The sequence below is a fragment of the Halomonas sp. AOP5-B2-8 genome (assembly GCF_052376475.1).
In the GTDB taxonomy this organism is placed as follows: domain Bacteria; phylum Pseudomonadota; class Gammaproteobacteria; order Pseudomonadales; family Halomonadaceae; genus Vreelandella; species Vreelandella casei.
In genome coordinates this window covers 231,817-256,951 of the sequence record NZ_JBQSVS010000002.1, presented here as the reverse complement: position 1 = coordinate 256,951, position 25,135 = coordinate 231,817, and the positions used below count along the sequence as shown (strand labels likewise).

At 55.1% G+C, this 25,135-nt stretch carries 23 protein-coding genes and 1 tRNA gene; 16 read left to right on the top strand and 8 right to left on the bottom strand.

Annotated elements, in window-relative coordinates:
- Positions 1-241 precede the first annotated feature (241 nt).
- Complete coding sequence (gene sstT, locus ACT3RP_RS05845) at positions 242-1,465, top strand: serine/threonine transporter SstT (protein WP_483393430.1); 1,224 nt, start codon at positions 242-244, stop codon at positions 1,463-1,465.
- A 51-nt stretch (positions 1,466-1,516) separates the two neighbouring features.
- Here sstT and ACT3RP_RS05840 read toward each other — a convergent pair whose 3' ends face one another.
- Entirely contained in the window at positions 1,517-2,293 is a 777-nt protein-coding gene (locus ACT3RP_RS05840; protein ID WP_096278630.1) for an IclR family transcriptional regulator, read from the bottom strand.
- 124 nt (positions 2,294-2,417) lie between these two features.
- Here ACT3RP_RS05840 and ACT3RP_RS05835 point away from each other — a divergent pair, with 124 nt between their 5' ends.
- The 12 genes from ACT3RP_RS05835 (at position 2,418) to ACT3RP_RS05780 (ending at position 12,327) form a co-directional block, all read left to right on the top strand.
- Positions 2,418-2,942: a 2,4'-dihydroxyacetophenone dioxygenase family protein gene (locus tag ACT3RP_RS05835; protein WP_096278628.1), complete on the top strand. Its 525-nt coding sequence runs from the start codon at positions 2,418-2,420 to the stop codon at positions 2,940-2,942.
- Positions 2,943-3,009: 67 nt separating this feature from the next.
- Positions 3,010-3,984: a Bug family tripartite tricarboxylate transporter substrate binding protein gene (locus ACT3RP_RS05830; RefSeq protein WP_096278626.1), complete on the top strand. Its 975-nt coding sequence runs from the start codon at positions 3,010-3,012 to the stop codon at positions 3,982-3,984.
- A gap of 12 nt (positions 3,985-3,996) precedes the next feature.
- Positions 3,997-4,467, top strand: a complete 471-nt coding sequence (locus ACT3RP_RS05825; protein WP_441684512.1) for a tripartite tricarboxylate transporter TctB family protein — start codon at positions 3,997-3,999, stop codon at positions 4,465-4,467.
- Positions 4,467-5,981 carry a tripartite tricarboxylate transporter permease gene (locus ACT3RP_RS05820; protein WP_096278622.1) on the top strand — a complete coding sequence of 505 codons (1,515 nt, stop codon included), beginning with the start codon at positions 4,467-4,469 and terminating at the stop codon, positions 5,979-5,981. The genes ACT3RP_RS05825 and ACT3RP_RS05820 overlap by 1 nt, the downstream gene beginning before the upstream one ends.
- Positions 5,978-6,673 (top strand): SDR family NAD(P)-dependent oxidoreductase, encoded by a 696-nt coding sequence (locus tag ACT3RP_RS05815; protein ID WP_096278620.1) that lies wholly within the window; start codon positions 5,978-5,980, stop codon positions 6,671-6,673. Before ACT3RP_RS05820 ends, ACT3RP_RS05815 begins: the two co-directional genes overlap by 4 nt.
- Positions 6,674-6,697: 24 nt before the next feature.
- Positions 6,698-7,486, top strand: a complete 789-nt coding sequence (locus tag ACT3RP_RS05810; protein ID WP_096278618.1) for an SDR family oxidoreductase — start codon at positions 6,698-6,700, stop codon at positions 7,484-7,486.
- Positions 7,487-7,723: 237 nt separating this feature from the next.
- On the top strand, positions 7,724-8,254 hold the full coding sequence (locus tag ACT3RP_RS05805) for a helix-turn-helix domain-containing protein (RefSeq protein ID WP_441684515.1): 531 nt from the start codon (positions 7,724-7,726) through the stop codon (positions 8,252-8,254).
- On the top strand, positions 8,251-8,973 hold the full coding sequence (locus ACT3RP_RS05800) for an AzlC family ABC transporter permease (protein ID WP_444625202.1): 723 nt from the start codon (positions 8,251-8,253) through the stop codon (positions 8,971-8,973). The genes ACT3RP_RS05805 and ACT3RP_RS05800 overlap by 4 nt, the downstream gene beginning before the upstream one ends.
- Positions 8,970-9,302: an AzlD domain-containing protein gene (locus tag ACT3RP_RS05795; protein WP_096278612.1), complete on the top strand. Its 333-nt coding sequence runs from the start codon at positions 8,970-8,972 to the stop codon at positions 9,300-9,302. Before ACT3RP_RS05800 ends, ACT3RP_RS05795 begins: the two co-directional genes overlap by 4 nt.
- Before the next feature lie 105 nt (positions 9,303-9,407).
- The gene (locus tag ACT3RP_RS05790; protein WP_096282310.1) at positions 9,408-10,349 is read left to right on the top strand and encodes an ABC transporter substrate-binding protein; all 942 of its coding nucleotides are present in this window, start codon (positions 9,408-9,410) and stop codon (positions 10,347-10,349) included.
- Entirely contained in the window at positions 10,343-11,347 is a 1,005-nt protein-coding gene (locus tag ACT3RP_RS05785) for a FecCD family ABC transporter permease (protein ID WP_483393429.1), read from the top strand. Before ACT3RP_RS05790 ends, ACT3RP_RS05785 begins: the two co-directional genes overlap by 7 nt.
- Positions 11,344-12,327: a FecCD family ABC transporter permease gene (locus ACT3RP_RS05780; RefSeq protein ID WP_096278607.1), complete on the top strand. Its 984-nt coding sequence runs from the start codon at positions 11,344-11,346 to the stop codon at positions 12,325-12,327. The genes ACT3RP_RS05785 and ACT3RP_RS05780 overlap by 4 nt, the downstream gene beginning before the upstream one ends.
- On the opposite strand, the gene ACT3RP_RS05775 is transcribed toward ACT3RP_RS05780, so the two are convergent.
- Positions 12,324-14,465, bottom strand: a complete 2,142-nt coding sequence (locus ACT3RP_RS05775) for a TonB-dependent receptor (RefSeq protein ID WP_176483377.1) — start codon at positions 14,463-14,465, stop codon at positions 12,324-12,326. The two genes, ACT3RP_RS05780 and ACT3RP_RS05775, sit on opposite strands and share 4 nt — an antisense overlap.
- A 275-nt stretch (positions 14,466-14,740) precedes the next feature.
- On the opposite strand from ACT3RP_RS05775, the gene ACT3RP_RS05770 reads away from it, so the two are divergent.
- The gene (locus ACT3RP_RS05770) at positions 14,741-15,571 is read left to right on the top strand and encodes an ABC transporter ATP-binding protein (RefSeq protein ID WP_441684518.1); all 831 of its coding nucleotides are present in this window, start codon (positions 14,741-14,743) and stop codon (positions 15,569-15,571) included.
- Between the two features lie 268 nt (positions 15,572-15,839).
- Here ACT3RP_RS05770 and ACT3RP_RS05765 read toward each other — a convergent pair.
- A tRNA-Ile gene (locus ACT3RP_RS05765) sits at positions 15,840-15,916 on the bottom strand.
- Between the two features lie 184 nt (positions 15,917-16,100).
- Here ACT3RP_RS05765 and ACT3RP_RS05760 point away from each other — a divergent pair.
- A complete protein-coding gene (locus ACT3RP_RS05760) occupies positions 16,101-16,676 on the top strand; it encodes a hypothetical protein (protein WP_255249092.1) in 576 nt (191 codons plus the stop codon).
- A 16-nt stretch (positions 16,677-16,692) separates the two neighbouring features.
- On the opposite strand, the gene ACT3RP_RS05755 is transcribed toward ACT3RP_RS05760, so the two are convergent.
- The 5 genes from ACT3RP_RS05755 to ACT3RP_RS05735 form a co-directional block, all read right to left on the bottom strand.
- Positions 16,693-18,501 (bottom strand): ABC transporter ATP-binding protein, encoded by a 1,809-nt coding sequence (locus ACT3RP_RS05755; RefSeq protein WP_483393428.1) that lies wholly within the window; start codon positions 18,499-18,501, stop codon positions 16,693-16,695.
- 69 nt (positions 18,502-18,570) lie between these two features.
- Positions 18,571-19,380, bottom strand: coding sequence for an ABC transporter ATP-binding protein (locus ACT3RP_RS05750; RefSeq protein ID WP_441684247.1), 810 nt, complete (start codon positions 19,378-19,380; stop codon positions 18,571-18,573).
- Positions 19,377-20,453, bottom strand: coding sequence for a FecCD family ABC transporter permease (locus ACT3RP_RS05745; RefSeq protein ID WP_096282305.1), 1,077 nt, complete (start codon positions 20,451-20,453; stop codon positions 19,377-19,379). Before ACT3RP_RS05745 ends, ACT3RP_RS05750 begins: the two co-directional genes overlap by 4 nt.
- A 102-nt stretch (positions 20,454-20,555) precedes the next feature.
- A complete protein-coding gene (locus tag ACT3RP_RS05740; protein WP_096278575.1) occupies positions 20,556-21,569 on the bottom strand; it encodes a FecCD family ABC transporter permease in 1,014 nt (337 codons plus the stop codon).
- Positions 21,570-21,698: 129 nt separating this feature from the next.
- Entirely contained in the window at positions 21,699-22,622 is a 924-nt protein-coding gene (locus ACT3RP_RS05735) for an ABC transporter substrate-binding protein (RefSeq protein WP_441684248.1), read from the bottom strand.
- 275 nt (positions 22,623-22,897) lie between these two features.
- Between ACT3RP_RS05735 and ACT3RP_RS05730 the strand changes: the two genes are divergently transcribed.
- Positions 22,898-25,105 carry a TonB-dependent receptor domain-containing protein gene (locus ACT3RP_RS05730; protein ID WP_483393427.1) on the top strand — a complete coding sequence of 736 codons (2,208 nt, stop codon included), beginning with the start codon at positions 22,898-22,900 and terminating at the stop codon, positions 25,103-25,105.
- The last annotated feature ends 30 nt before the right edge of the window (positions 25,106-25,135 follow it).

Genomic DNA, 25,135 nt, shown 5'->3' with positions numbered 1-25,135 from the left:
GCATTAGAAATTTGCCTGAATTGTTATAGAAAGTAGCAAGTTACGCTTTATGCATCACTGAATGTTAAAACTCAACGTCCAACGCATTATATATCCTGTTTCTCTTTTAGGAGATGTGCGCCAAGATTTTGACACAGCCGCCCATGGCATACCCGCAACTGATAGAATACCGCCCGATTCAAGCGCGTTAGCGGCCCCTTGCCGCAACGCCACTCACTTCCCACTATCTAAGAGTTGCGCAATGATCGCTACTGTCCAAGCCGTTTTTCGGCCATTTTTACGGCTAGGTCTTATCCCACAGATTTTAATGGGTATCGTTGCTGGAGTACTGCTAGCCCTGTTTGCACCGGGCATGGCTGGCAATGTGGCACTATTTGGCCAGCTATTTATTGCCGCGTTGCAGGCGGTGGCTCCCATTTTGGTGTTTGTACTGGTCGCCGCTGCCATCTCTGCTCATCAAAAAGGTCAGCCAACCCATATTCGTCCCGTGCTGGTGCTATATGTGGTAGGCACTCTAATCGCTGCGTTAATTGCGGTAGCAGCAAGCTTTCTATTTCCCACTGAACTTGCCTTGAACGCAGTGCAAGTGGATGGCAACCCGCCTGGGAACATCGTTAACGTTCTACGCGACCTGTTGTTAAATGCGGTTACCAATCCCGTTGGCGCGCTGATGGAGTCGAACTTTATCGCTATCCTAGCGTGGGCAATCGGCCTTGGCTTAACGCTTCGCCAAGCTAGCGATACCACCCGGCAAGCCTTAAGTGATTTATCCACGGCGATAACCCGCATTGTAACGCTGGTGATTCGCTTAGCGCCGCTGGGTATCTTTGGTTTAGTGGCCGGTACGTTGGCAGAATCTGGCGTTGAGGCTCTACTCAATTACGCTCAGCTGCTGGGCGTAATTGTGGGCTGCATGCTATTTGTCGCACTAGTAACCAATCCGCTGTTGGTTTACTTAACTACCCGAAAAAACCCTTACCCACTGGTATTTACTTGTCTGCGTGGCAGCGCGATTACCGCTTTTTTCACTCGTAGCTCGGCCGCAAATATTCCGGTTAACTTGGAGCTGTGCCGCCGCCTGAAGTTAGATGCCGATACCTACTCTATTTCGATTCCGCTGGGAGCGACGATCAATATGTGTGGTGCGGCTATCACCATTACAGTGATAACGCTGGCCACTACCCATACGCTGGGCATTAACGTTGACTTCCCCACAGCGCTGCTGCTGTGCATGGTTTCAGCGCTAGCGGCCTGCGGCGTTTCAGGCGTGGCGGGCGGATCACTAATGCTGATTCCCATGGCTGCTAACCTGTTCGGCATCCCGACGGAAGTGGCCATGCAAGCAGTGGCTATTGGGTTTGTGATCAGCGTGGTGCAGGACTCAACCGAAACCGCGCTTAACTCCTCGACTGATGTACTGTTCACCGCAGCGGCCTGTCAGGCGAGAGAAAAGATGCACTCTTAACCGCCAATCTAGAGGAATGGCTTGTTTTCATAATAAGCGCTGCAAGAGCCCTCAGTGCAGCGCGCTAAGGTGCTCTTGGATGGTCGTCACGATATGGTGGGCGGTCCCCTCCTGAAAACGGTAGCGCGGCACGCTAACGCTGATCGCCCCCGAGACGCGCCCATCGACGCCATTCACCGCTTGACCGAAGCAGATAATACCTAGCTCATTTTCTTCATCGTCAATGGCATAGCCCTGCTTGCGCGTCACTGCCAGTGCCCCTCGTAAATCCTCCAGGCTCGTCAATGTTTGTACCGTGATCGGTTCCAGCGTTAGCCGCGCTAGGTATTGTTCGCAGGCTTCTTCGCTCAGTGCGGCCAAGTAGGCTTTACCCACCGCGGTTGAGTGCATAGGCACCGGCATACCAATATAAGAGGCCATACGCACGGCGTCGGCCGATTCGACCTTATCGATAAACGTCATGTGATAACCATACGGAATCGCCAGATGCACGGTCTCCCCTGTCTGCTGGCTGATCTCGTGCATCACTCCCCGCACCCTCTCGCGCAAATCACTGCGAGTCAGCGATTGATGTGCCAGGTGAATCAACTGACGACCAAGAGCGTATTCATCGCTTATTGGATTGCGCTCAATAAAGCCCTCCTGCTCAAGTGTATTGAGCAGTCGATACACGGTAGGACGCGGCAAGCCGAGGCGCTCCTGAATATTTTTTGCATGCGCCTGTGGCCCTAACTCGGGAATCACTTGCAGCACGCGTAAACCTTTGACGAGCGCTGCGGCTCCTTGTACCGGTGGCCGCTGGGTAATGGACTCAATCCTCTCGCTCATACGTCCTCCAAGACGAATGTCTAATATCGTGCGACTTAACCATCATTGACGAAGTGACCTGGGTGTCTTAGATTTCAATTGTCCACATTATGATTTAAATGTCCACATTATGGACGGAGATAAGATGACCGATATTCAAGAACAACATAAACGGATGCCTTATCAATACGCCCAGCCAGCGGAAGCTGCTGCGGATATTGTCGTGCCGCACGCTATTCCCACAGACGAACGTATTTGGGTACCCCAGGCTGAAAACGTCCATTTTCGCCCCTTATGCCTCAACGTTTCACAGGGTTACTGGGTGAACTTGCTGCGGGTGCGTAAATCCGGCGTTCTGAGTCGCCATCGTCATCCCAATCCCGTACATGGTGTAGTGCTCAAAGGCAGATGGCGCTACCTCGAACACGACTGGGAGGCCACGGAGGGCAGCTACGTTTATGAGCCTCCAGGGGAAACACACACCTTGGTGGTCGATGACGATGTTGAAGAAATGATCACGCTATTTCAGGTAAACGGCGTGATGTACTACGTCGACCCGTGGGGCAAGCATCTGGGGTATGAGGATGTTTTCTCTAAAATTGATATGTGCCGCAAACACTACTCAGAGTGTGGTCTGGGCAGCGATTACGTCGACCAGTTCATTCGCTAAGCCCATTACCGCTGCTTCATTTATGCAAACAACCCTTCACGAACAACAAGTAATAAGGAATGCATCCATGAAAACATCCTCTTCTCCCCTCGTTCTCGGCGCCGGTTTCCTGGCCATCGCTCTATCGGCTGGGGCTGCTCAAGCCGACTACCCCGAGAAGCCTATCCAACTGATTGTGCCTTGGTCCGCCGGCGGTGGTACGGACGCCGTTGCGCGCCAGTTAGCAAGTGGCTTACAGAAAGAACTAGGGCAGCAGGTCAACGTGGTCAACCGAACCGGCGGTGCTGGCGTTATCGGCCATACGGCGATCACCATGAGCAAGCCCGATGGCTACACGCTTGGACTGCCGACGGCTGAGATCACGACGTATCGGCATATCGGCACGTCAGCCATTTCATATGAAGACCTTACCCCCATCGCGCTAGTCAACTTTGATTCTGCCGCCTTCAGTGTCAATGCGGACTCCGGCTGGGATTCGTTAGAGGCAGCACTTGACGACATCAAAGCAAACCCTAATCAGTACACTGTTTCGGGTTCGGCCCCGGGGGCGGCTTACCACTTGGCCTTTGCTGGCCTGCTTAACCAGCAGGGTATTGATCCCAACTCTGTCGCCCTTGTTCCGAGTGAAGGTGCCGCGCCTGGACTACAAGAGCTAGCGGCCGGCGGCGTGGACTTCGTATTCTCGTCACTGCCGGAATCTGAGTCCATGCGCCAAGCAGACCGTATTGATACGCTCGCCGTATTCTCAGATGAGCGGCTGTCGACCTTTCCAGACATTCTTACCGCTGCAGAGCAGACCGGCCAGCCTTGGACAGCCGGCACATGGCGCGGGCTAGCGGGGCCCAAAGGGCTGCCTGAGGATATCGTCGCAACGCTTGCCGAAGCTGCTCAGAAAGTTTACGAATCCGATGACTTCCAGTCTTTCATGCAGCAGCGTGGCTTTGGAACCGAGTGGCGTGGACCAGAAGAGTTCCTTCAGTTCATGACCGAATCAGATGCTAATAATGCCGAGATCATCGAAACGCTGGGGCTGGCCCAGTAAGGCCGGAAGACCATGCGTATTCACGATTTTATCCTGGGGCTTTTAACCGTTCTGCTCGGCACTATTACCGTTTGGCTCTCAAAAGACTTTCCCTCTCTTCCGCGCCAGGACTATGGCGCGGGAACCTTCCCGACGCTGGTAGCGGTCTTATTAATAGCGATGGGCTTGATACTTTGTCTACGCGGTTGGATTCAAAAAGGGCCGTTAATTGTTTGGCAAGACGCTATTCCTATCGGCCATGTGCTGTTCTGTATCATGGCCGTGGTGGTAGCCGTGGCTGGCTACATACTCCTAGCGCCGACTCTTGGCTTTCCCATTGTCTCACTCATCATGCTGACCGTGCTCATCGGCGTCTTCACTAAGGGAAGATGGTGGCTAGCGATTAGCGTGGCTGCCGTGGCGACGCTCATCATTTGGCTAACCTTTGCCGAGCTACTGCTCGTTCCACTGTCATTAGGCATCCTAGAAGAGGTGATCTACTAATGATGGAACTACAGCAATCATTAGCAATGGTATTTGATTGGCAGGTGCTGCTAGTGATTCTAGGGGCCTCAATCTTCGGGCTCTTCATTGGCGCGATCCCTGGACTGACCGCCACCATGGCAACAGCGTTGTTAGTCCCTCTCACATTTTTCATGGACCCTCTTCCCGCCATTGGTGCCATTGTGTCGGCCACTGCGATGGCGATTGTCGCAGGGGATATACCGGGCGCATTGCTTCGCATACCGGGAACCCCCGCATCAGCCGCGTATACTGACGAAGCGTATCTCATGGGTCGCCAGGGAAAAGTGGGTCAGGCGTTGGGCGTCAACTTGGCCTGCTCTGTCGTGGGCGGCGTCATTGGCGTTGCGATTCTGGCTTTTTTTGCGCCATTGGTTGCAGAATTTGCCATCCAATTCACCAGTGATGAGTATTTCTGGCTAGCCCTGCTGGGTCTTTCCTGTGCGGTACTCGTGTCAGGAACCGATCCTGTGAAAGGGGCAATCTCGATGCTGCTTGGCCTGCTGATTTCGATGGTGGGCATGAGTTCAGTGTCCGGGCAGATGCGGTTTATCTTTGGGGTGCCTGAACTGCTCAACGGCATTGCGATTTTACCGGTGTTAATTGGCTTATTCGCGATAGCGGAGCTGCTGCGGCGGCTGCCTGAAATTGGCACGATATCGCTGTCTAAGATGCCGCTTGTTAAGAAGCCTTTTGAAGGCGTCGGCGGGCTGCTGTGGAAATACAAAGGCGGGGTGGCGCGCAGCAGCCTCCTGGGCACGCTGATCGGTGCGCTGCCGGGAGCCGGTGCGGATATAGCATCGTGGATAAGCTATGCCTTGGCTCGCAAGCTCTCGCGCACACCGGAGAAATTCGGCACTGGACATCCAGAGGGCTTGGTATCCGCTAGCTCAGCCAATAACGCTGCGCTTTCAGGCGCCTATATACCGGCCCTTGTGTTCGGCATCCCCGGCGACACTATCACCGCCATCATTATCGGCGTACTGATGATGAAAGGCATTACCCCAGGGCCGGACGTATTCACCACCGATGCGGTGTTAGTTAACGCGATTTTTATTGTCTTTATTCTCGCCAATATTTTGCTGATCCCACTGGGTCTACTCGCCATACGAAGCGCGCGGCATATTTTGTCCGTACCTCACGGCGTGCTGTATCCCCTTATCTTGCTGTTCTGCATCGTCGGCGCCTATGCGGCTAATAACAGCATGCTCGATATCTGGATTATGCTGATTTTAGGCTTATTTGCTTATGTCATGGTCGAGCACAACTTCCCTATCGGGCCAATGATTCTTGCGGTCATTTTAGGGCCTGTGGTTGAAGGCAATTTCCTGCGCTCTATGATCAAAGCAAACGGTGATCTGCTGATGCTATTTGACCGCCCGATTGCGGCCACGCTAGGCACCCTTGCCGTGCTGGTTTGGGTCGCGATTATTGCGTCTGCGCTCATGTCAGCCGCTCGCAGCCGGCCCAACGTAGCTAACAAGGAAAACACATGAAAACCGTGGTCGTAATTGGAGGCAGCAGCGGCATTGGCCGGGCAATCGCCTCCGCCTTTGCAGAACAGGCCAGCGTTCATATAACGGGCGTTGAGGCGTCAGACAACGGCGTCACTGATTTCGGCGCCCTTCAATATCAGCTTGATGTTCGCAATGACGATGCCGTGACGACGTTCTTTGCTCAATTCACTCGCATTGATGTGCTGGTTAACTGTGCGGGCGTCATCCTACGCGGTGGTAAGGAATTTACGCCTCAAGGTTTCGCCGATGTCGTGGATATTAATCTAAACGGGACCCAGCGTTGCTGTCAGGCGGCCTTTGAAGCGCTTAAGAACGCAGGTGGCTGTATTGTCAATACGGCGTCGATGCTGTCATTTTTTGGCAGCGGATTTGTTCCCGCCTACTCCGCATCTAAAGGAGGCATCGCCCAGCTGACGCGCTCACTGGCGATTGCTTGGGCGCCCGAAGGTATCCGTGTCAATGCGCTAGCACCCGGCTGGATAGCGACAGAATTAACGTCAGCGTTAGTTCAAGACAAAGAGCGTTCGGCGGAGCTTATAGACCGGACGCCTATGGGTCGCTGGGGAGCACCCGATGATTTGATAGGGCCCGCCTTGTTTCTGGCATCACCCGGAGCAAAATTTGTGACCGGCGTCATTCTGCCGGTGGACGGTGGCTACGCCGCTCGTTAAACAATCTTTATCAGGAGAGCCACGATGGAATTAGGAATTAAAGGTCGCTGGGCAGTGGTTTGTGCCGCGAGCAAGGGTCTGGGTAAAGGGTGCGCCATGGCACTTGCCCAAGAGGGAGTGAATCTGGTCATCAATGCCCGCAATAGCGAAACCTTGGCGACCACGGCACAACAGTTAAAAGCGCTGAACCCGAGTATAGACGTCGTCACCGTTGCTGGCGACATTGGTGATGCGCAGGTGCGTGCGGCGATGTTAGCGGCCTGCCCCCAGGTCGATATCCTTATCAATAATAATGGCGGGCCGCCGCCGGGCGATTTTCGTGATTGGAGCCGGTCGGACTGGCTCAAGGCATTAGAAGCCAACATGATCACACCCATCGAGCTTATCAAAGCCACCGTTGATGGCATGTCGGAACGCGGCTTTGGGCGCGTGGTGAATATTACCTCCGGTGCCGTAAAAGCCCCGATCGAAGTACTTGGGCTGTCTAATGGCGCTCGCAGTGGGCTGACGGGGTTTATTGCAGGATTATCGCGTCAGCCTCAATTGGTGAGTCGCAACGTCACCATCAATAATCTTTTGCCTGGCCCGTTTGAGACAGAACGCCTTGAAAGCGCCTTAGCATCTGAAGCCAACATTTCTGGCCACAGCCTGAAAGACGTGACTGAAAAGCGTCTAAGCGGTGTGCCTGCTGGTCGGTTTGGCACGGCAGAAGAGTTTGGCGCATTTTGCGCATTTATTTGCAGCCAGCATGCCGGCTACATGACGGGGCAAAACTTCTTGCTGGATGGCGGTAGCTACCCCGGCACTTTTTAACGTTTGCTCTTCCTCCTCGCTTGCACTCCTTGCCCCTCACAGTTGCCTGTTTCTCGGATGAAAATTCGAAAGCAGGCAGCTGCCTATCAATGATACTCGCCATTATCTATACACCAGGCCTGCCCAGATCTGGCACACGATTACCGCACTGGCTCTCCTGACCGGCGCACTAATCGTTGACAGGCTACCGTTCTTTATATAGAACGTTCTATATAAAGAACAGCTGGGCGGTACGTCATGGATAAGCTTTCACTCAGTACCCTAGGTCAACACCTGCAGACGCTGCGCATGGAGCGGGGCTGGTCGCTTTCGCAGCTGGCCAATGACGCGGGCATCGCTAAATCTAACCTGTGCCGCCTTGAGCAGGGTAACGGCAACCCCACGCTGGATACTATCTGGCGGCTGGCGGTACAGCTCAATGTCCCCTTCGGCACGCTGGTAGCCCCAATTACCGTGCCGCTAGGCGAGGATGGCGTTCAGGTGCGCCTGATTGATCAAGGCAAAGGCATCCCGCAAGTGGATGCCTACTGGATGCGCTGTGCGCCCCATACGCTTCGCCACGCCGAACCTCATACGCCTGGAACCCGAGAGTCGCTAACGCTGATTAGCGGCTGCCTGGAAGCGGGGCCAGATGGCGCGACGATAGCGCTTACCCCAGGGCAGACGGTGACATTCTCCGCCGACCAGCCGCATCTTTATCGCACCCAGGCCGTGGAGGCCACTTTAATAATGACCATCACCTATGGTGAAAAAGGCAATACGCCATGAGCCAGCCTGCTCGTCACACACCTATTCGCTCAACCGTACAAGGTGTCCGGGAAGCCATTCCGTTGCTGGGAGGCTATATACCGGTCTCACTCTCCTTTGGCCTGGTGGCGACTCAAGCAGGCTTTAGCACCTGGGAAGCCGCCGCGATTTCAGCGCTTGTTTACGCCGGTGCATCGCAGTTTCTATTTGTAGGCATGGTGGCGGCGGGTTCACCGCTATGGCTAGTGGTGGCAATGACCCTGCTCATCAACGTACGACATGTCGTTTACGGTCCTAATTTAGCGTCATGGCTGCCACCCAGCCGCCACTGGCCTTGGTTAATGCATGGTTTAACCGACCAGGTCTTTGCCCTCGCCCTGACTCGGCTGCCTCAGCTGTCTGCGCCCGAGCGTTTTAGCTGGTTTATGGGGGCCTCTTTGCTGGCATGGGGCGTGTGGATAGTGGGCACGGTAGTAGGCGCCACCGCAGGAGAAACGTTAACCGCACGCTGGCCGCTGCTTGGCGAGGTTATGCCGTTTGCTCTGCCCGCACTATTTCTGACCATGGTGGCGCCGCGCTTCACCGATAAGCGCTGGGCACTGGCGATGGGCTGCACCATTCTTTCAGCACTGTTATTCACGCTTTATGGCTGGAGCAATGTGGCTATTCCGCTGGCCGCTGCCTGCGGCGCGCTGTGTTTCTATATCGTGAAGTTCCAGGCGGGAGGACGCACGCTATGAGCACCGAGCTATGGATCGCCGTTATAGCGTGCGCCATCGGCACGCTGTTAATGCGCGTCGTCCCTTTCCTATGGATGCAGCGCCGCCTCAATAGCGATACCGGCATCAATAATATGCCTCAGTGGCTGGGTATTCTCGGCCCACTGATGATTGCCGCTGTACTGGGCGTTTCGATTATGCCGGTTAATCCCAGTGCTATTGCCTGGATCGCAACGGCCATTGGGCTTTCCGTCACGCTGGCAGTATGGTCGCGGCTACGCTCATTAGGCTGGCCCGTGGCCGCTGGGGTGGCCGTTTTTGGCCTAGTGCAAATAGCCGCTCACATTTGATAATGCGTTGCATTGACTTTTGCTGCATGACATCATCGCGGCTCTCTAATTTCCGCCGGTCTGAAAGTGATCTTCAACCTGAACGCTCACCGCCATTACCGCAAAATGTTACGGTGCGTGCTACTGGCGGCCTGTGCAACGCTGGCTTACGCCATTGCCGAGGCTAGCGAAGAGCAGCCCACTACGCCAGCCCGCATCGTCACGCTGTATCAGGGCGCGACCGATAGTGCCGTCGCCCTAGGTATTACGCCCATTGGTGTGGTCGATTCCTGGCTAGAAAAACCCATGTATCACTACCTGCGTGACGCGCTTACTAACGTAGAGCACGTAGGCTTAGAAACTCAGCCCAACCTAGAAAAAATTGCCTGGCTCGCGCCTGATTTAGTGGTTGCCAGCGATTTTCGTCATGCCCGCGTAGCGCCGCTATTGAGCGCTATCGCCACCACGGTGACGGCGCCTAACGTGTTCGGCTTCAGAACAACGCTTACCATGATCGCCAATGCCACCGGGCGAGAGGCACAGGCAAGCGAGCTACTGCAACGCTGGGACGCTCGGGTTGCTGATTTTCGCCAGCAGATAGCCGCCCAAATGGGCAATGAATGGCCGCAAAAGGTTGCCGTCATTCGCTTCAAGAGCGACCACGTTCGCATTTATACCAGTGGTTTTGCGGGCTCCATTTTAGATGAACTGGGCTTTGAGCAACCCGATACCCTACAAACCCAGGGCTGGGGTATGAAGCTTTCCAGCACTGAAAATATTCCGGCACTGGATGCCGACGTCATCTTTGTACTGCTAGAGCCAGACGATGCCGCCATTGCTAATAATTACCGCCACTGGTCTTCTCACCCGTTATGGCAACAATTAAGCGCCGTTCAAAACCAGCGCGTGTATGAAGCCGAACCCGTGAGCTGGATGATGGGCGGCGGCATACTGGCCGCAAATGCCATGCTAGATGAACTCTATAGCCATTATGGGTTGACGCAACCGCTGCCCCGCCAAGCCTGCCGCGCTCTTGCCGCCACTAGCGTGGAGCAAACGACATGCTGAACAGCCGCACTGCAAAAAGCCTGGGGCTTTTACTAGCAGCCTTGACGGCACTTGCGGCCTTTTTCGCTAGCGTTATGCTCGGCACCACCGACATTCCGCTGGCATCATTAGCGGCCGCAGTTCATCACTATGACCCCACCCAAATCGATCACATCATTTTATTCACCGAGCGCTTACCCCGCGCGGTGATTGCCACGCTGGTCGGCGCCAGCTTAGCTATTGCCGGGGCGCTCATGCAGACCATGACACGCAACCCGCTGGCATCACCGGGGATTTTGGGGATCAACGCAGGTGCAATGTTTTTTGTGGTGGTCGCGGTTTCCTTCCTACCGCTGCGTACACCCGCTGACTATGTGTGGGCCGCACTGCTAGGCGCGCTTGTCGCCGCGGCGCTCGTGGTCATTCTCAGCAGAGGCCGTCACGGCGAGCTTTCGCCTCTTCGCGTTGTGTTAGCGGGCGTTGCCGTCACCGCTATGTTTGTCTCGTTCAGCCAAGGGCTGCTGGTGATGGATCAGCAAAGTTTTGAAAGCGTCCTTTACTGGCTGGCGGGGTCGGTGTCAGGGCGCGACCTTTCGCTAGTCACGCCGCTATTGCCTCTTTTCGGCGCTGCAATGCTGCTGAGCGCGCTGTTAGTGCGCCACGCAAACGCATTAATGCTAGGCGACGACATGGTTACGGCACTGGGCATGCAGGCAGCCACGATCAAACTGCTGTTAGGGCTTATCGTGATTGTATTGGCAGGCAGCTCTGTTGCATTAGCAGGCATGATTGGTTTTGTGGGCCTGATCGTACCCCACATGGCGCGAGGCATCTTTGGTATTGACCATCGCTGGCTGTTGCCCAGCTGCGCGTTACTCGGCGCTTGCTTGCTGCTGCTGGCCGACGTGGCTTCACGGTTTTTAATGCCGCCGCAAGAAGTGCCGGTGGGTGTGATGACGGCCCTCATTGGCACGCCCTTCTTTATTTATTTGGCGCGACGCAAGATGACTAGCCAATGACTAAATCCACCGTGCTTTTGCTAAGCCTGTTACTAGCGGCTAGCGCCGGTCTTTCGCTATGCTTAGGTAGCTTTCCAACGCCGCCGCTCGAGGTACTGGGCGCCCTGACCGCGCCGCAAAATAGCGACATTACCTTTATCATTTGGGAATTGAGGCTGCCTCGCATTGCGCTGGCAATACTCGTTGGTGCTGCCCTGGCGATGGCGGGAGCTATTCTGCAAAGCATTGTGCGCAACCCGCTGGCGTCTCCGGATGTGATTGGCATTACCAGCGGCGCGGCGTTAGCGGCAGTGCTTTTTTTAGCGTTACTGAGTACCCATTTTAGTCTTCACTGGCTGCCTTTCGCGGCCATGCTAGGCGCACTGATATCAGCGCTGCTGGTGATTAGCCTCAGTTGGAAAAACGGCATCAACCCATCACGCTTGGTGCTGGTCGGTATCGGCCTTGCAGCAGCCACTGGCGCAGGTACCACGCTGTTGATTGTGATCAGCGATGACGCCGCCGCCATGACCGCCTACGTATGGCTAACCGGCAGCCTGTATGCCGCGCAATGGAAGGATGTAGAAGGAATATTGCCGTGGCTATTGGTGCCTGTGCCCATCTGCTTGGCCTTTGCGCGTCATGCGGATGCCATGGCATTGGGTGACAGCGTTGCCGAAGGGCTAGGAGTGCCGATTTTGCGCAGTCGGATGATATTACTCGCCTGTAGCGTAGCGCTAGCCGGTGCCGCGGTGGCCTTCGCCGGTGGCTTAAGCTTTGTGGGCCTGATTGCGCCCCACCTAGCGGCTAGGCTGGTGGGGCGTAATATGGCACGGCTAGTGCCCGCCTCTGCGCTGGTCGGCGCGCTGATCGTACTGTACGCCGACTTGCTTGGCAGAGTGGCCTTCTTACCGAAAGACCTGCCTGCGGGTATTTTCGTAGCAGGCATCGGCGCGCCCTTCTTTGTCTATCTACTGCATAGAACGCGCCGACAGCGTTAGAAATCCAAACGATAGCCGAAGGTAACGGTTCTGCCACGCCCTGCAAAATAACGCTCGTCGTTAACCAGCGCGCTTTGCGAATAGTAGGTGACGTACTGCTCGTCTAACAGGTTGGCAACGCCCACGCTGACCTGCCCGACCGGCAGTTTATATCCCAGCGCCGCATCCATTAACAGATAGCCATCAAACTCACGATCTTCCTCGTCAAAGGTTTCATCAAAGGCATAGTTTGCCTGTACAAACGTCGAGAGTTCATCCGTCCAATTCGCTGACCAGCTGGCGACCAGGCGATCCGGCGACACATCAAGCCCTGACAGTTGGGAATCTAGGCTACCGTCCTCATTACTGTCAAAACGCCCTTCCATACGTGAGTAGGCCACGCGGCCGGAATGCTGCTCGGTAAATTGATAATCCACCGAGGCTTCCAGCCCTTTAATCTCGGTTTCCTCGCGGCTCAAAAAGAAGACATCATCGATTTCCGTCAGGCGGCTGCCGAACTCAGAGGACGATTCGTAATAGCTTAGCTCAGCCGCTAAGCGCCCGTTCTCAAAACGTACGCCGGTCTCAACATTATCGGTGACGATGGGGCGAAGGTTATCAATGCTATTGACCGACTGTCCGGGTGTCGAAATACCACGCAGTGCACGCCCTACATCTGGGATCACAAACCCTTCGGAGTAGTTGGCGAAGAGGCTCCAGTTATCAACGGGCTTCCACACAACCCCGGCGTTATACAGCGTTTCATTGAAGCTGGGGGCACCACCTTCGACCTCAACGCCATTGTTAGCCGCAACGGTCTGGTAGCCACCGATATCTAGCTTGGCATATTCATAACGGGCGCCAGCGGATAAAAGCAGCGAATCGATGGGCCTAAACTCGGCTTGAATGAAAGGCGAAAGATCGGTGTACTCTGTCGACGGCACATAGGTACGGTCAGATTGATACAGGTACTGCTCCGTTTCATCAAACAGTGTATCAAAGCCGCCGGTCAGCGTGAGCCGGTCGCTAAATAGATCATCCTTAGTCAGCGATACTTTGGTACCAAATTTGCTAGTCGTCGCCAACGTTTGATCATAAAAACTACCCACTGGCGCAATAGCAGGGTCTTGGAAGGTCCCGGAGTTGGTCGCGCCAAACAGTGCCTCATAGTCCTGGTAGAACACCTGAGCACTTAAGCGCATCCCAGCGAGATCGTAGTTATCGTAACTCAGCCCCGTCGTCCACACGCGGTTATAAGGCACATCGCCCTCTGGGGTTCCACGCTCAGAGGTGGTCACCACACCGTTGGCACGATCCCCCGTCACGCTGACGTAATTATTTTGCCCTTCAATATCAAAGTGATTCAGGGTCAATTGCAGGCGCTGATTATCATCGATCCAGTAGGCCACCTTGCCCAAAAAGTCATAGGAGCGAGAGTCCATCAGATCGCCCTGCGTGTTATCGACGCCGACAGCATCACCGCTACCGTCGAGGAAAAGCCCCTGCCTCTCGACGCTCGCCGAGAAGAGATAATCGATATCGCCGGTATTACCACTCACGCCATAATTCGTTTCATAGCTCAGCGTGTCGCTATCCAGCTCGCTGGTAGGGGTTGTCACCCTAATTTCTGCATGCTGGTTGTAAGAGCCTGGCTCCGGGCGCTTGGTAATCAGGTTAATCACGCCGCCAGCCGCCCCAACGCCATTGGTGGCGTTGGCACCTTGAATGACCTCAATTTGCTCAACCATGGAAAAATCGATGGTATGTGCTTCACGCCCTGTGGGACGTAGCGGATTAGACTGGGGAATACCGTCAATCAAAATCAGCGGGGTGCGTCCGCGTAGCGTCTCGCCGCTGCCACTCATCTTCTGGCGGCTAGGCGAATAGGACGGCAGCAGGTTGCTTAATACTTGCGATGAATCGCTGGAAATCTGCAGCTGCTGGTCGATTTCCTCTTTAGTGATAATGCGCACCGTTTGGGGAGAATCGTCTTTCGTGGCATTAGTCCGTGAGGCGGTCACGACCATTGTTTGATCGGCGTCACCACGGCTACGTTGTGAATCTGATACAGCCGTATTCTGCGCGTGGGCCTGACTCATAGCCACCAAACCAGCGAGTGTTACCGTTGGCCAAAACACTGGACGATTCTTAATGCGCATGTGCTTTTTATACCTTTGGAGTGAACGATCGAGAGAAAGCGTAATACATATACAAATGATAATGATTGTATTATGCATATAAACGTATTCAGGTCTACCAAACCTGAACGCACCGTTCACTTTTTTGCAATCATCTTGCTTGCGTTTATGATTCGCTACTCTGTAGACGATGGCACTACCTAGTAAGCGCCCACTAACGTAAAGTGTTAAATATTGAAAATGAGAATGTTTTACCTTACGGTGCTGCCTGCCTAGGCCATGCAATGAGCCCACCCGTGACCGACCTTTCAGACCAACAGCCTCGATTAACCGGCGAAGCCATATCGGCTGGCTACGAGACTCGCCCCGTATTAAAAGGCGTGGATATCGCCATAGCGCAAGGCAAGTTAACGGTGCTTTTAGGGCCTAATGGCAGTGGCAAATCGACGCTTTTAAAAACGCTTGCACGAACGCTTAAGCCCAGCGCCGGCCACGTGCATTTAGATGGTAAGGACATTCACCACAGCAATACGCGAGACGTGGCGAAACGGCTTGGCATACTCCCCCAAGGGCCCATCGCCCCTGAAGGGCTAACCGTTAAACAGCTAGTTGGTATGGGCCGCTTTCCCCATCAGACGCTGTGGCGCCAGGACACTAAGCAGGATGCCGAGGCCATTCGCGAGGCAATGGCTTACACCAACGTTACCGAGTTCGCCGACCGCAACGTGGATGCGCTTTCTGGTGGGCAGCGCCAACGCTGTTGGATTGCCATGGTGCTAGCGCAGAAAACCGATTTAATTCTGCTCGATGAACCCACCACCTTTCTTGATTTAAAGGTGCAGGTCGATCTTCTAGAGCTGCTATCTCGCCTCGCCCACGAACATGGTCGCACCCTGTTATTAGTGCTCCACGACCTGAACCTGGCCGCCGCCTACGCCGACCATCTAGTCATGATGTGTGATGGCCGCATAGTCACCAGCGGCCCGCCCAGCGAGATCTTTACCGCCGCAAACCTAAAGCGCGTATTTGACCTAGATGCACGCGTGCTCCACGACCCCGAAAGCGGCAGCCCGGTATGCGTACCGCGCAAGCAACCTGCCCGCGGGCTTGCGCCAATCCAATCGTAAATAGCTGACTATTTGAGCGTCATTGATGCCTGCTAATAACCTGCTAATAAAAGCAACTAAGGGTATTGAAACAGAGAGGAGGGATTACCGGGGCAACTAGAGATTTTGAGCGTTAACAGCCCTAACGGACCTGCTGTTAGCAGTTACTGAAAAGGGGGATGCGGGTTCTGCTAATAATGAGCGGTAAAGCACAGGACGTAAGATGAGCTGCTATTTGAATGAGCTGCTATTTGAATGAGCTGCTATTTGAAATAGACAAGTATAGAAATGGTGGGCCCAGTCCGACTTGAACGGACGACCAAGGGATTATGAGTCCCCTGCTCTAACCAACTGAGCTATAGGCCCGAAAAGCGTGCATATCATAGCGAATGTGACGGGTTGAGGCTAGCCCCATTGCGCTATCTTCATGCTGCTGTGGCACTTTATACGGTATGGGGGGTCTTGTGGGTAGTGTTTACTCATTTGAGTGGCTCTTAATTTTGCGGGTAGCTCAACGTACTTGTGGACAGTTTTTATGCGGAGGCGCGCTGTGAAAGCATTGATTGCTCTATTTCCTTTATTGTTAGCCCTACCGGTACACGCTGATTGGCAGCTTGATCCTGCTCAGTCTCAGGTACAGGCGTCGATTACTCAGCTAAACGGCGCAGCGCCGCAAACGCATCACCACCAAATACGCGACCTACAGGGCACTGTATCCAGCGACGGTACGCTGCGGCTGCCATTAAAGCTGAGCCAAACGGATGTACTTGAGCGCTTTAGCGAACTGCCGCCTTGGATTGGCTTGCTGGCAAACACCACGTTGGTCACGCTAGTGGCGCAAATGCCCCCTGAGCAGCTAGACAATTTGGACATTGGCGAATCCCTGGTCGAGACCCTGGAGTTTAGGGTTGAATCCGATATGGTTAATCAGCAGGAGTCGGTGCCGCTGCGCTTTACCCGCGAAGGCCTGAATGAAATACGGGTTACCCACGCTGAACCGATGGCCATCGATGGCAAGGTTCTAATGGAAAACAGCACGGTGCGTACCGTGCTGTCGATGCTGGGTTATCAAGAAATTGATGAGAACGTGCCGGTGACGCTTAACGCGCTGTTAGTGAATCGATAACGATGACACAAAGCGTTTAAGACCTTAGCACTTCTACGTCTCCTGCCAGAGCCTCTCCGGTTTGTACGCGCCACTGGGCGGCATAGTGCCCGTTGGTGGCAAGCAAACTGGCGTGGCTGCCCCGCTCAGCGACACGGCCTTTCTCGATTACCACGATTTCATCAGCGTGAACGATGGTAGAAAGCCGGTGGGCAATCATAATCACCGTACGCCCATGAGCAATGCGCTTTAGGGAACGCTGGATGGCCGCTTCGGTTTCGTTGTCCACTGCACTAGTGGCTTCATCCAACACCAAGATCGGCGGGTCTTTAAGCAGTGCTCGCGCGAGTGAAAGCCGTTGGCGCTGGCCGCCAGAAAGCAGCACTCCGCGCTCCCCAACGGGTGTATCTAGCCCCAGAGGCAATGTTTCAATAAAACTCCAAGCCTCAGCGGTTTTGGCAGCGTCGATAATCTCGGCTTCATCGGCCTGCGGCTTTCCATAGGTGATATTGTCTCGAATACTGCCTTCAAAGAGATACACGTCCTGGCTGACTAAGCCAATGGACTGGCGCAGTGACTTCATACTCACGTCAATAATAGGTTGGCCGTCGATCAGTACGCGCCCGGCTTCTGGGTCGTAAAAACGTAGCAGCAGCTTGATCAGCGTCGATTTACCCGACCCAGTGGCCCCCACCAGCGCCAGGGTATTGCCGGCGGGCACATGCAGATCAATTCCATCAACGCCCACGCGGCTGGTCGCGTAATGAAAGCTCACATTTTCAATCGTGACGTCGCCACGCACCGGCTGGGTGAGCGGAGTGGTGCTGGCATCTTTAACCGTGATTGGGACTTCGAGCAGGTCAAGAATCCGGCGCGTGCTGGCCATGGCGCGCTCAAACAGGTCGATCACCTGGGCCAGGCCGGTTAGCGGCCAAAGCAGCCGCTGGGTCAGAAATACCAGCACGCCATACGCACCGACGTTCAGAGAGCCGTTGAGCGCCATCATGCCACCCACGGTAAAGGTGGCCAGAAAGCCCGCTAGAATCGCCATACGAATCACCGGAATAAACGCTGAGCTGACCTTAATCGCCCGGCGGTTAGCCTCGACATACGCTTCGCTGGCTTGGCGCAGACGTTCCGCTTCGCGGTCTTCGCTGGTAAAGCTTTTGATCGTCGCAATGCCGCTAAGGTTGTTAGACAGCCGGCTGGCTAGGTCGCCCACCTTCTCACGCACATCGCTATAAAGCGGCCCGGCTTTACGCTGGAAGAAGAACGCGCCCCAGATAATTAGCGGAATAGGCGTAAAGGCTAACAGCGCGATCAGCGGCGAAAGCACAAAGAACACCGCGCCCACCGCCACCACGGTGACGACCACCTGAATAAGCGCATTGGCACCGCCATCTAGAAAACGCTCAAGCTGGTTAACGTCGTCGTTCATGGTGGCCACAAGCTGGCCTGAGTTTTTCGATTCGAAGAACGCCATATCGAGCCGCTGGGCATGCTCGTAGGTGTCTTGGCGCATATCCGCCTGCAGGCGCTGGGCTAAGTTGCGCCAGAGGATTTGAAACAAATACTCAAACAGCGACTCCCCTGCCCAAATAACAAAAGTCAGTATCGCCAGCATGGTGATCTGCTGGTGAGGCGTCTCAAAACCCAGGCTCGCCACAAAGCTTTGCTCTTGGTTCACCACCACATCAATGGCGACACCAATCAAAATCTCTGGCGCAATATCAAACAGCTTGTTGATAACTGAACAGGTGGTCGCGGCAATAATGCGCCGCCGATAGCCTTTGGCGTAGCGCAGCAGCCGAACTAAAGCCTGAAAACTGTGTGCAGGAGAGGACACAAGTGTTCCTTATTTGAGATTGTTAGCGTGCGGCTAAAGCGACGAGACAACCACTTAACTGACAGCCGATTAAGCTGTCGCAGGCGAGCGCCGCACATTGGCCAACAGAGGGCTTCCGGTCGCGGGGTCGGTTATTAGCGTGCATTCTACTTGATAAAGCGTGCGAACTAACTCTGGTGTCACCACTGAAGCGGGCGGCCCTTGCGCGATTATCTGCCCTTCCCGCATGGCCACTAGATGATCAGCATAGCGGCACGCGCTGGCAAGATCATGCAGCACCATCACAACGGTACGGCCGTGATGGGCGAGCTCTTTTACCAATTCGAAGACTTCGATTTGATGACCAAGATCCAATGCAGACGTGGGCTCATCTAACAGCAATAGCGGCGTTTGCTGAGCGATGGTCATGGCAATCCAGGCACGCTGGCGCTGGCCGCCGGAAAGCGCCTCAATGGGCCGATCAGCCAGATCTTCTAGCCCTGCCGCTTCAAGCGCATGCTGAACAACACGCTGGTCTTCTGCCGACCACTGGCGCAGCCAGCCTTGATGCGGCTGGCGGCCAAAGCGTATTAGCTCGGTCACGGTTAAGCCTTCCGGCGCGACGGCTTCCTGAGGCAGCAGCGCCAGCTGAGTGGCCAGCTGGCGAGAAGGCAATCGCTGAATATCCTCACCGTTCAACAATACGCAACCGCCATCGGGCTTATGCAGGCGAGCCAGCCCCGCCAGCAATGTTGACTTACCACAGCCGTTCGGCCCGACAATGGCCGTTACCTTTGCGCTAGGCAAGTGTATATCCAGACCATCAATGACCCGCCGCGCGCCGTAGCCCATGCTCAGCGCATCGGTAGCCAGCGTCGGCGGCGTTTCAAAATTGTTCATGCGTGACTCCGTTGCGGCCGCATCAAAATCCATAAAAGCCAGGGGCCGCCAATAATAGCGGTGACAATACCTACCGGAAGCTCAATCGGCGCCAGCAGGGTGCGCCCCATTAAATCGGCCAGCACCATCACCAGGGCACCGGCAAGCGTTGCCGCGACCACCGGCACATGGCGTGGGGTAGAAAGCGCGCGCGCAATTTCAGGCCCGATCAACCCCACCATGCCAACCGGCCCGGCAACGGCAACGGCAAGCGCCGTTAATACCACCGATAACAGCAGTATTTGGATACGTCTTACTTTGGCGTTCACCCCAAGCCCGTTAGCCGTCGCTTCGGAAAAACGTAGGATCGTCAGCGAGCGGGCTAACGCCAGTGCCGTCACAAAACCCACCGCTAGGCCGACGCCCAATAGGTGAACGGAACCACCTGAACGCGCATTCAGTGACCCGACCGTCCACGGGTAAGCGGCATTGGCGGTATCAATCGCGACCCGCGCCAGCAGCAGCTGCGTGATCGCCCCGAAAACAGCGCCAACACCGATACCGGCGACGATAAAGCGATAACCCTGAGTACCGCTCCCCGCCGCGAGTCCAAATGTCAGCACCGCGGCGGTCACCGCACCGGTCAAGGCCATGGTCGAAGGTGCTATAGAGACACTCATACCCACAACCGAGGCAACCGCAAACGCCGTGGCACCGTTATCAATGCCAATAATGCCCGGCGTCGCCAGGCGATTACGGGCCAGTGTCTGCATAAGAATACCGGCCAGGGCGAATGCCCCGCCGGTCAGGCAAGCCGCGACCAAGCGCGGCAGGCGCAACTCCTGAACCATAAATCCAGTCATCATGTCGCCCTGCCCCGCCAGCGCCATGATCACCTCACGAGGCATAAGCGTCAGGCTGCCAAGGGACAGGTAGGCAATAGCGGCGAATACTAACGCGACCATCAGTGCACTGTTGACCCAAACGGCGCGGCGTTCAATCAGAACACTGGCACCATTAGCTCGGCGCTCGCCCCACCGCCAGTAGCCGGTAGGCGGCTTAACGGATTCATCGTCATTCGAGGCTATTTTCATCGTGGGCGCGATAGACACCAGCGCAGCGGCGCTATTTTTCCTGAGTTTTCTGAGATCAGATTTCAACCAGCGTGGCCTCATAAAAAAAACTCATAAAAAAGCTCATAACGTAGGCAGGCGGCGGGCACGCACGGCGGCGATCAGCACCGGCGCGCCGCACAGTGCCGTAAGAACCCCCAGCGGAAGCTCAGAAGGCGCGACGACCACACGCGAAATAATATCAGCCGCTAGAATAATCAAAGGGCCAATCGGCAAGCAAAACCACAGCGTGCGGCGAATATCAGGCCCGGCAAAAGCACGGGCGATAAAAGGCACCACCAATCCAACGAAGATAATGGGTCCGGCAATCGCCGTTGCCGCCCCCACCAGCAGCGCCACGCAAAGTACCACCAAAGCGCGGATGAGCTGAGGATGATGTCCAAGCCCCGACGCCATACGCTCACCAAGCGCCAGCGCCGAAAGCGGACGCGCAATGAGGGCTATCAATACGCTACACACCACCGCCGATGGCAACACGGCCAACAGGTCTTCCAAACGGCGTCCTGCCAAGCTGCCAATCACCCAAAAGCGCACCTCATCGGCCGAGCGCTGATCAAATAGCAGCATTAACGAGGTCATGGCCCCGAGCAATGCTGAAAAAGCAGCCCCTGCAAGTACCAGGCGAATGGGATCATTGCCGACCCCGCGCCAGCGAGCAACGCCTAATACGCACATGCAACCGATCAGCGCCCCCAGCTGCGCCACTGAAATGCGCAGCGTTGCCGCACTGGCTCCCAGCACCAACGCTAGCGCCACGGCAAAAGCGGCGCCAGCGCTGACACCCAGCAAGCCAGGTTCGGCAAGGGGATTGCGGGCCACCGCTTGTAAAAGTGCCCCCGAAACGCCCAGCGCCATGCCCACCGCAATACCGATTAATGTACGCGGCGCACGCAGCTCCCAGACCACGAAATACGCCTCGCTGTCCTCGCCGCCCAGCAGCATCGAGAGTGCTTGAGACGGCGAAACGTTGCCCGCCCCTACCAGTAAACTAACGAGACTCACCGCCACAAGGGCGGTGAGTAGGCATAACAATAGCGTGCGCTGATTAAGGCGTTTCGCACGCGCGAAGACTTTCATGGCCATTCCTTCACGAGCGTATCTGTATACCAAAGACGTTTATAACAAGAATCTTTGCACCGAAAACTGTTGTGCCACGCATATTGTTACCCAGCGCTTCAATAGCAAGAGCGCTGGTAGCAAGAGAATCTAAGGCAACAACGCCTCTTCGATATCGTCCAAAATGGCTTGGGCGGCTAACGGGCCAGAGGCGCTGCTCCAAACCTGGCCATTAACAGGCACCACGTGACCTTGCTGGACAACGTTGAGACGCGTAAAGGCGCTGCTTTGCTCAGCGGCATCCAGTGCCTGCTGGCCTTCGTCGTTAAGCGTGGCGAGAAACAGCCAGTCGCCGTCGATCATAGACAGGTTTTCAAGGCTCAGAATATCGCTATGCGCACTGCCTTCTTTAACTAGCCCTTCGTCTTCTACGCTGATACCGGTCGAAGCCAGCACACCGGTTGCAAACAGTTCAGACGACATCACCATGGGCCCTGCGGGCATCCAGCGAGCCAAGTAGGCCGTACCGCTCACCTGGGCTTCGCTTAGGCGCTGGTTAAGCTCAGCCGCGCGCTGCTCAACGCTTTCAAGCACCTCATCCACCTCGGCTTCTTTACCCAGGGCCTGCCCATAAAGGCGTGACTCGGCCTTCCAGTTTTCACGCGACAGGCCGTTTGATTCAGGCACAACGGTGGGCGCAATGCGCGAAAGCAATCGATACTGCTCTTCGGGAAGCTGCGGGGTAGCCAGAATGAGATCCGGCTGTAAGCGAAGCACCGCTTCAATATTGGTTTCGCGCGCAACGCCCACCATTTCCAACTGGCGAGTATCAATATGTTCACTCATATAGGTCGCCACCTCATTGCCGCCCCGCGTGGCGATCGCCCCAATCGGCGTCACTCCAACCGCGACCGAGGCGTCCAAGGCACCTTCGTAAAGTGTCACCACGCGCGCCGGTGAATCAGGCACCTCCACTTTACCAAAGGCGGTATCCAGCTCACGCGCTTGGGCATTGGCGATAAGGCTCGTGAATAGCACACCTGTTAAACCATGACGTAGTACCGAACGCAGCATTGAGGTCCCCTACTTTTAAATATCGCTATAAATTGATTGGCAAATAACAATCCAGATAGCGAATAGTAACGATTCTCAAAATCACTTGCACTACTATTTCCCTGAATGCCATGTTCCATATTTGGCAACAGCGTTAGTCGCGCCAAAGTTGCAATTTACGCAACGCATCGTTCCATACTTTTGCATCGCAAATGGGAACTTTTCTTCTTAGAATCCAAACCCTATTTGATAATAAATATCATTAGCAAGCAAATCGTATTATCACGGGGTTCGTCATGCAACAATTTACTCGCCTTACATTAACCAGTGCCATCGCACTTGCCGCTATCTCCCCAGCTGCTTATGGCCAAGAAACCGCTCAGCTCAATAACATGGTGGTAACGGCTGCTGGCTATGAGCAATCGGTAAATAGTGCGCCAGCCAGTATTTCGGTTATATCTCGTGAAGAGCTGGAGCTTAAGCAGTTTTCCAACATTGCCGAAGCGATTGCTGATGTTCCTGGTGTTGATGTGCGCTCGGGAACAGGTAAAACCGGCGGGTTAAATATTTCCATTCGCGGCATGCCCAGCGAATACACGCTGATTTTGATTGATGGACGCCGCCAGAACACATCGGGCAGTGTCACGCCAAACGGGTTCGGTGAAACCTCGACCGGCTTTATGCCCCCGCTCTCGGCTATTGAGCGCATTGAGGTAATTCGCGGGCCGATGTCGACACTCTACGGCTCCGACGCCATGGGCGGGGTAGTCAACATTATTACTCGCCGCATAGGCGAGGACTGGGCTGGCTCGGTGACGGTCGAAAATACCTTTCAAGAAGACCGCGATGCCGGCAATAGCTCCGCGGTCAATCTCTATACGTCAGGCCCATTGGTTAAGGACACGCTTGGATTGCAGCTGCGCGGCCGTTTGTTTGACCGCGACCGTTCAGAACGCATGATTGAAAACAGCGCCGGGCGTGACCCACGCCCGTCTGAAGCACGTATTTACTCCATTGGCGGCCGCTTAAACTTAACGCCAGATGAAAACAACGAATTATGGGTCGATGCCGAGCGCGCTCGCCAAACCTATTCAAACGACGATAATCGCTTAGGCACTCAGGACGGCACCGACCGCAGAGGCAACCCTTCTCCAGGCACCTTTAATGGCTATAAGGATGAGCTGCGTTTTAACCGTGACCAGATTGCTATTGGCCACACGGGGCGCTATGCGCCGGGCACTTGGGAAAGCAGCATTACCCATAGCACTACCGAAACCTTTGGTCGTACCCTACCCGCCGGTAGCGCCCCAGACTTTGGTTACGAGGCCCAAGGCGGCGAAGATCGCATCCTTGAAAACCGCGACATTATTGTCGATACCAAGTTTGTTGCCCCCATCGGCGATCATATGGCCACCATTGGCGGGCAGTATATTGACGCCGAACTAGAGGATGGAACAGCAGGCGATATCACCTTCGAACAAACCAGCTGGGCACTGTTTGCCGAAGACGAGTGGCTGCTGCGAGATGATCTTGCCCTGACAGTCGGCGGGCGCTATGAACATCACGACGCCTTTGGCGGCCACTTTAGCCCGCGCGGCTACCTTGTATGGAGCACAACGCCCAACTGGACGCTGAAAGGCGGCGTGAGCCGCGGCTATAAGACGCCATCACTCAACGACCTTCACGATGGTATCAATGGCTTTGGCGGCCAAGGCACCACGGTCAATCTCGGCTCCCCTGATCTAGAGCCGGAAAAAAGCACCAACTACGAAATCGGTGCTATTTACGACAACCAAAGCGGTTTTGCCACCAGTGCTACCGTTTTCTATAACCGCTTTACCGACCGGATCGCCAGCGCGGCAGACCTGCCCAACTGTCAGTTCGTGAGTAACGGCGAAACCCCAAATGCAGGGCTTGCTAATTGCTTAAGCGTGGGTAACTTTACGCAGCAAGAAAGCTTTGGCCAATTAACCAATATTGACGAAGCTGAAACGCGTGGCGTAGAGCTTACCGCAAGCTACCAAATTGCGCCGGCTTGGCGTGTTAGCGGCGGCTATACCTTTACAGATTCTGAAATCACCTCCGGCGACAACGAAGGAATGGTGCTCACTAATACGCCTGACCACAAACTCACCGCAGACCTAACCTGGGCCATTAATGACCGCTGGAGCACCACCTTAGAAGGAGAGTATTACTCCTCCCGGGAGCGCTTCTCTGCAGGCCTTCCGACCTCCGGCGAGACGCTGTCACTCTACGAGCAGCTAGGCAATAAACTGAATGGCTATGAGCTGTTCAACCTGCGTAGCTCTTATCGTGTGTCTGACAGCGTGCGGTTAACCGGCACTATTTATAATCTGTTTGATAAAGATTTCACCAGCTCCGATACCTTCGAGCATAACGGTGAAACGTTGCGGGCCTACAACTTTAGCCAAACGGGCCGCTCTACCGACGGCGTTGCCCTAGATGGCCGCAGCCTCTGGGTCTCGGCTACCTACGAGTTCTAACCCGTTCCTACTTGCTACTGTTTCAATGCT

Coding starts and splice junctions, on each gene's coding strand:
- sstT (WP_483393430.1), top strand. CDS start 242: ATGATCGCTACTGTCCAAGCCGTTTTTCGGCCATTTTTACGGCTAGGT.
- ACT3RP_RS05840 (WP_096278630.1), bottom strand. CDS start 2,293: ATGAGCGAGAGGATTGAGTCCATTACCCAGCGGCCACCGGTACAAGGA.
- ACT3RP_RS05835 (WP_096278628.1), top strand. CDS start 2,418: ATGACCGATATTCAAGAACAACATAAACGGATGCCTTATCAATACGCC.
- ACT3RP_RS05830 (WP_096278626.1), top strand. CDS start 3,010: ATGAAAACATCCTCTTCTCCCCTCGTTCTCGGCGCCGGTTTCCTGGCC.
- ACT3RP_RS05825 (WP_441684512.1), top strand. CDS start 3,997: ATGCGTATTCACGATTTTATCCTGGGGCTTTTAACCGTTCTGCTCGGC.
- ACT3RP_RS05820 (WP_096278622.1), top strand. CDS start 4,467: ATGATGGAACTACAGCAATCATTAGCAATGGTATTTGATTGGCAGGTG.
- ACT3RP_RS05815 (WP_096278620.1), top strand. CDS start 5,978: ATGAAAACCGTGGTCGTAATTGGAGGCAGCAGCGGCATTGGCCGGGCA.
- ACT3RP_RS05810 (WP_096278618.1), top strand. CDS start 6,698: ATGGAATTAGGAATTAAAGGTCGCTGGGCAGTGGTTTGTGCCGCGAGC.
- ACT3RP_RS05805 (WP_441684515.1), top strand. CDS start 7,724: ATGGATAAGCTTTCACTCAGTACCCTAGGTCAACACCTGCAGACGCTG.
- ACT3RP_RS05800 (WP_444625202.1), top strand. CDS start 8,251: ATGAGCCAGCCTGCTCGTCACACACCTATTCGCTCAACCGTACAAGGT.
- ACT3RP_RS05795 (WP_096278612.1), top strand. CDS start 8,970: ATGAGCACCGAGCTATGGATCGCCGTTATAGCGTGCGCCATCGGCACG.
- ACT3RP_RS05790 (WP_096282310.1), top strand. CDS start 9,408: ATGTTACGGTGCGTGCTACTGGCGGCCTGTGCAACGCTGGCTTACGCC.
- ACT3RP_RS05785 (WP_483393429.1), top strand. CDS start 10,343: ATGCTGAACAGCCGCACTGCAAAAAGCCTGGGGCTTTTACTAGCAGCC.
- ACT3RP_RS05780 (WP_096278607.1), top strand. CDS start 11,344: ATGACTAAATCCACCGTGCTTTTGCTAAGCCTGTTACTAGCGGCTAGC.
- ACT3RP_RS05775 (WP_176483377.1), bottom strand. CDS start 14,465: ATGCGCATTAAGAATCGTCCAGTGTTTTGGCCAACGGTAACACTCGCT.
- ACT3RP_RS05750 (WP_441684247.1), bottom strand. CDS start 19,380: ATGAACAATTTTGAAACGCCGCCGACGCTGGCTACCGATGCGCTGAGC.
- ACT3RP_RS05745 (WP_096282305.1), bottom strand. CDS start 20,453: ATGAAAATAGCCTCGAATGACGATGAATCCGTTAAGCCGCCTACCGGC.
- ACT3RP_RS05740 (WP_096278575.1), bottom strand. CDS start 21,569: ATGAAAGTCTTCGCGCGTGCGAAACGCCTTAATCAGCGCACGCTATTG.
- ACT3RP_RS05735 (WP_441684248.1), bottom strand. CDS start 22,622: ATGCTGCGTTCGGTACTACGTCATGGTTTAACAGGTGTGCTATTCACG.
- ACT3RP_RS05730 (WP_483393427.1), top strand. CDS start 22,898: ATGCAACAATTTACTCGCCTTACATTAACCAGTGCCATCGCACTTGCC.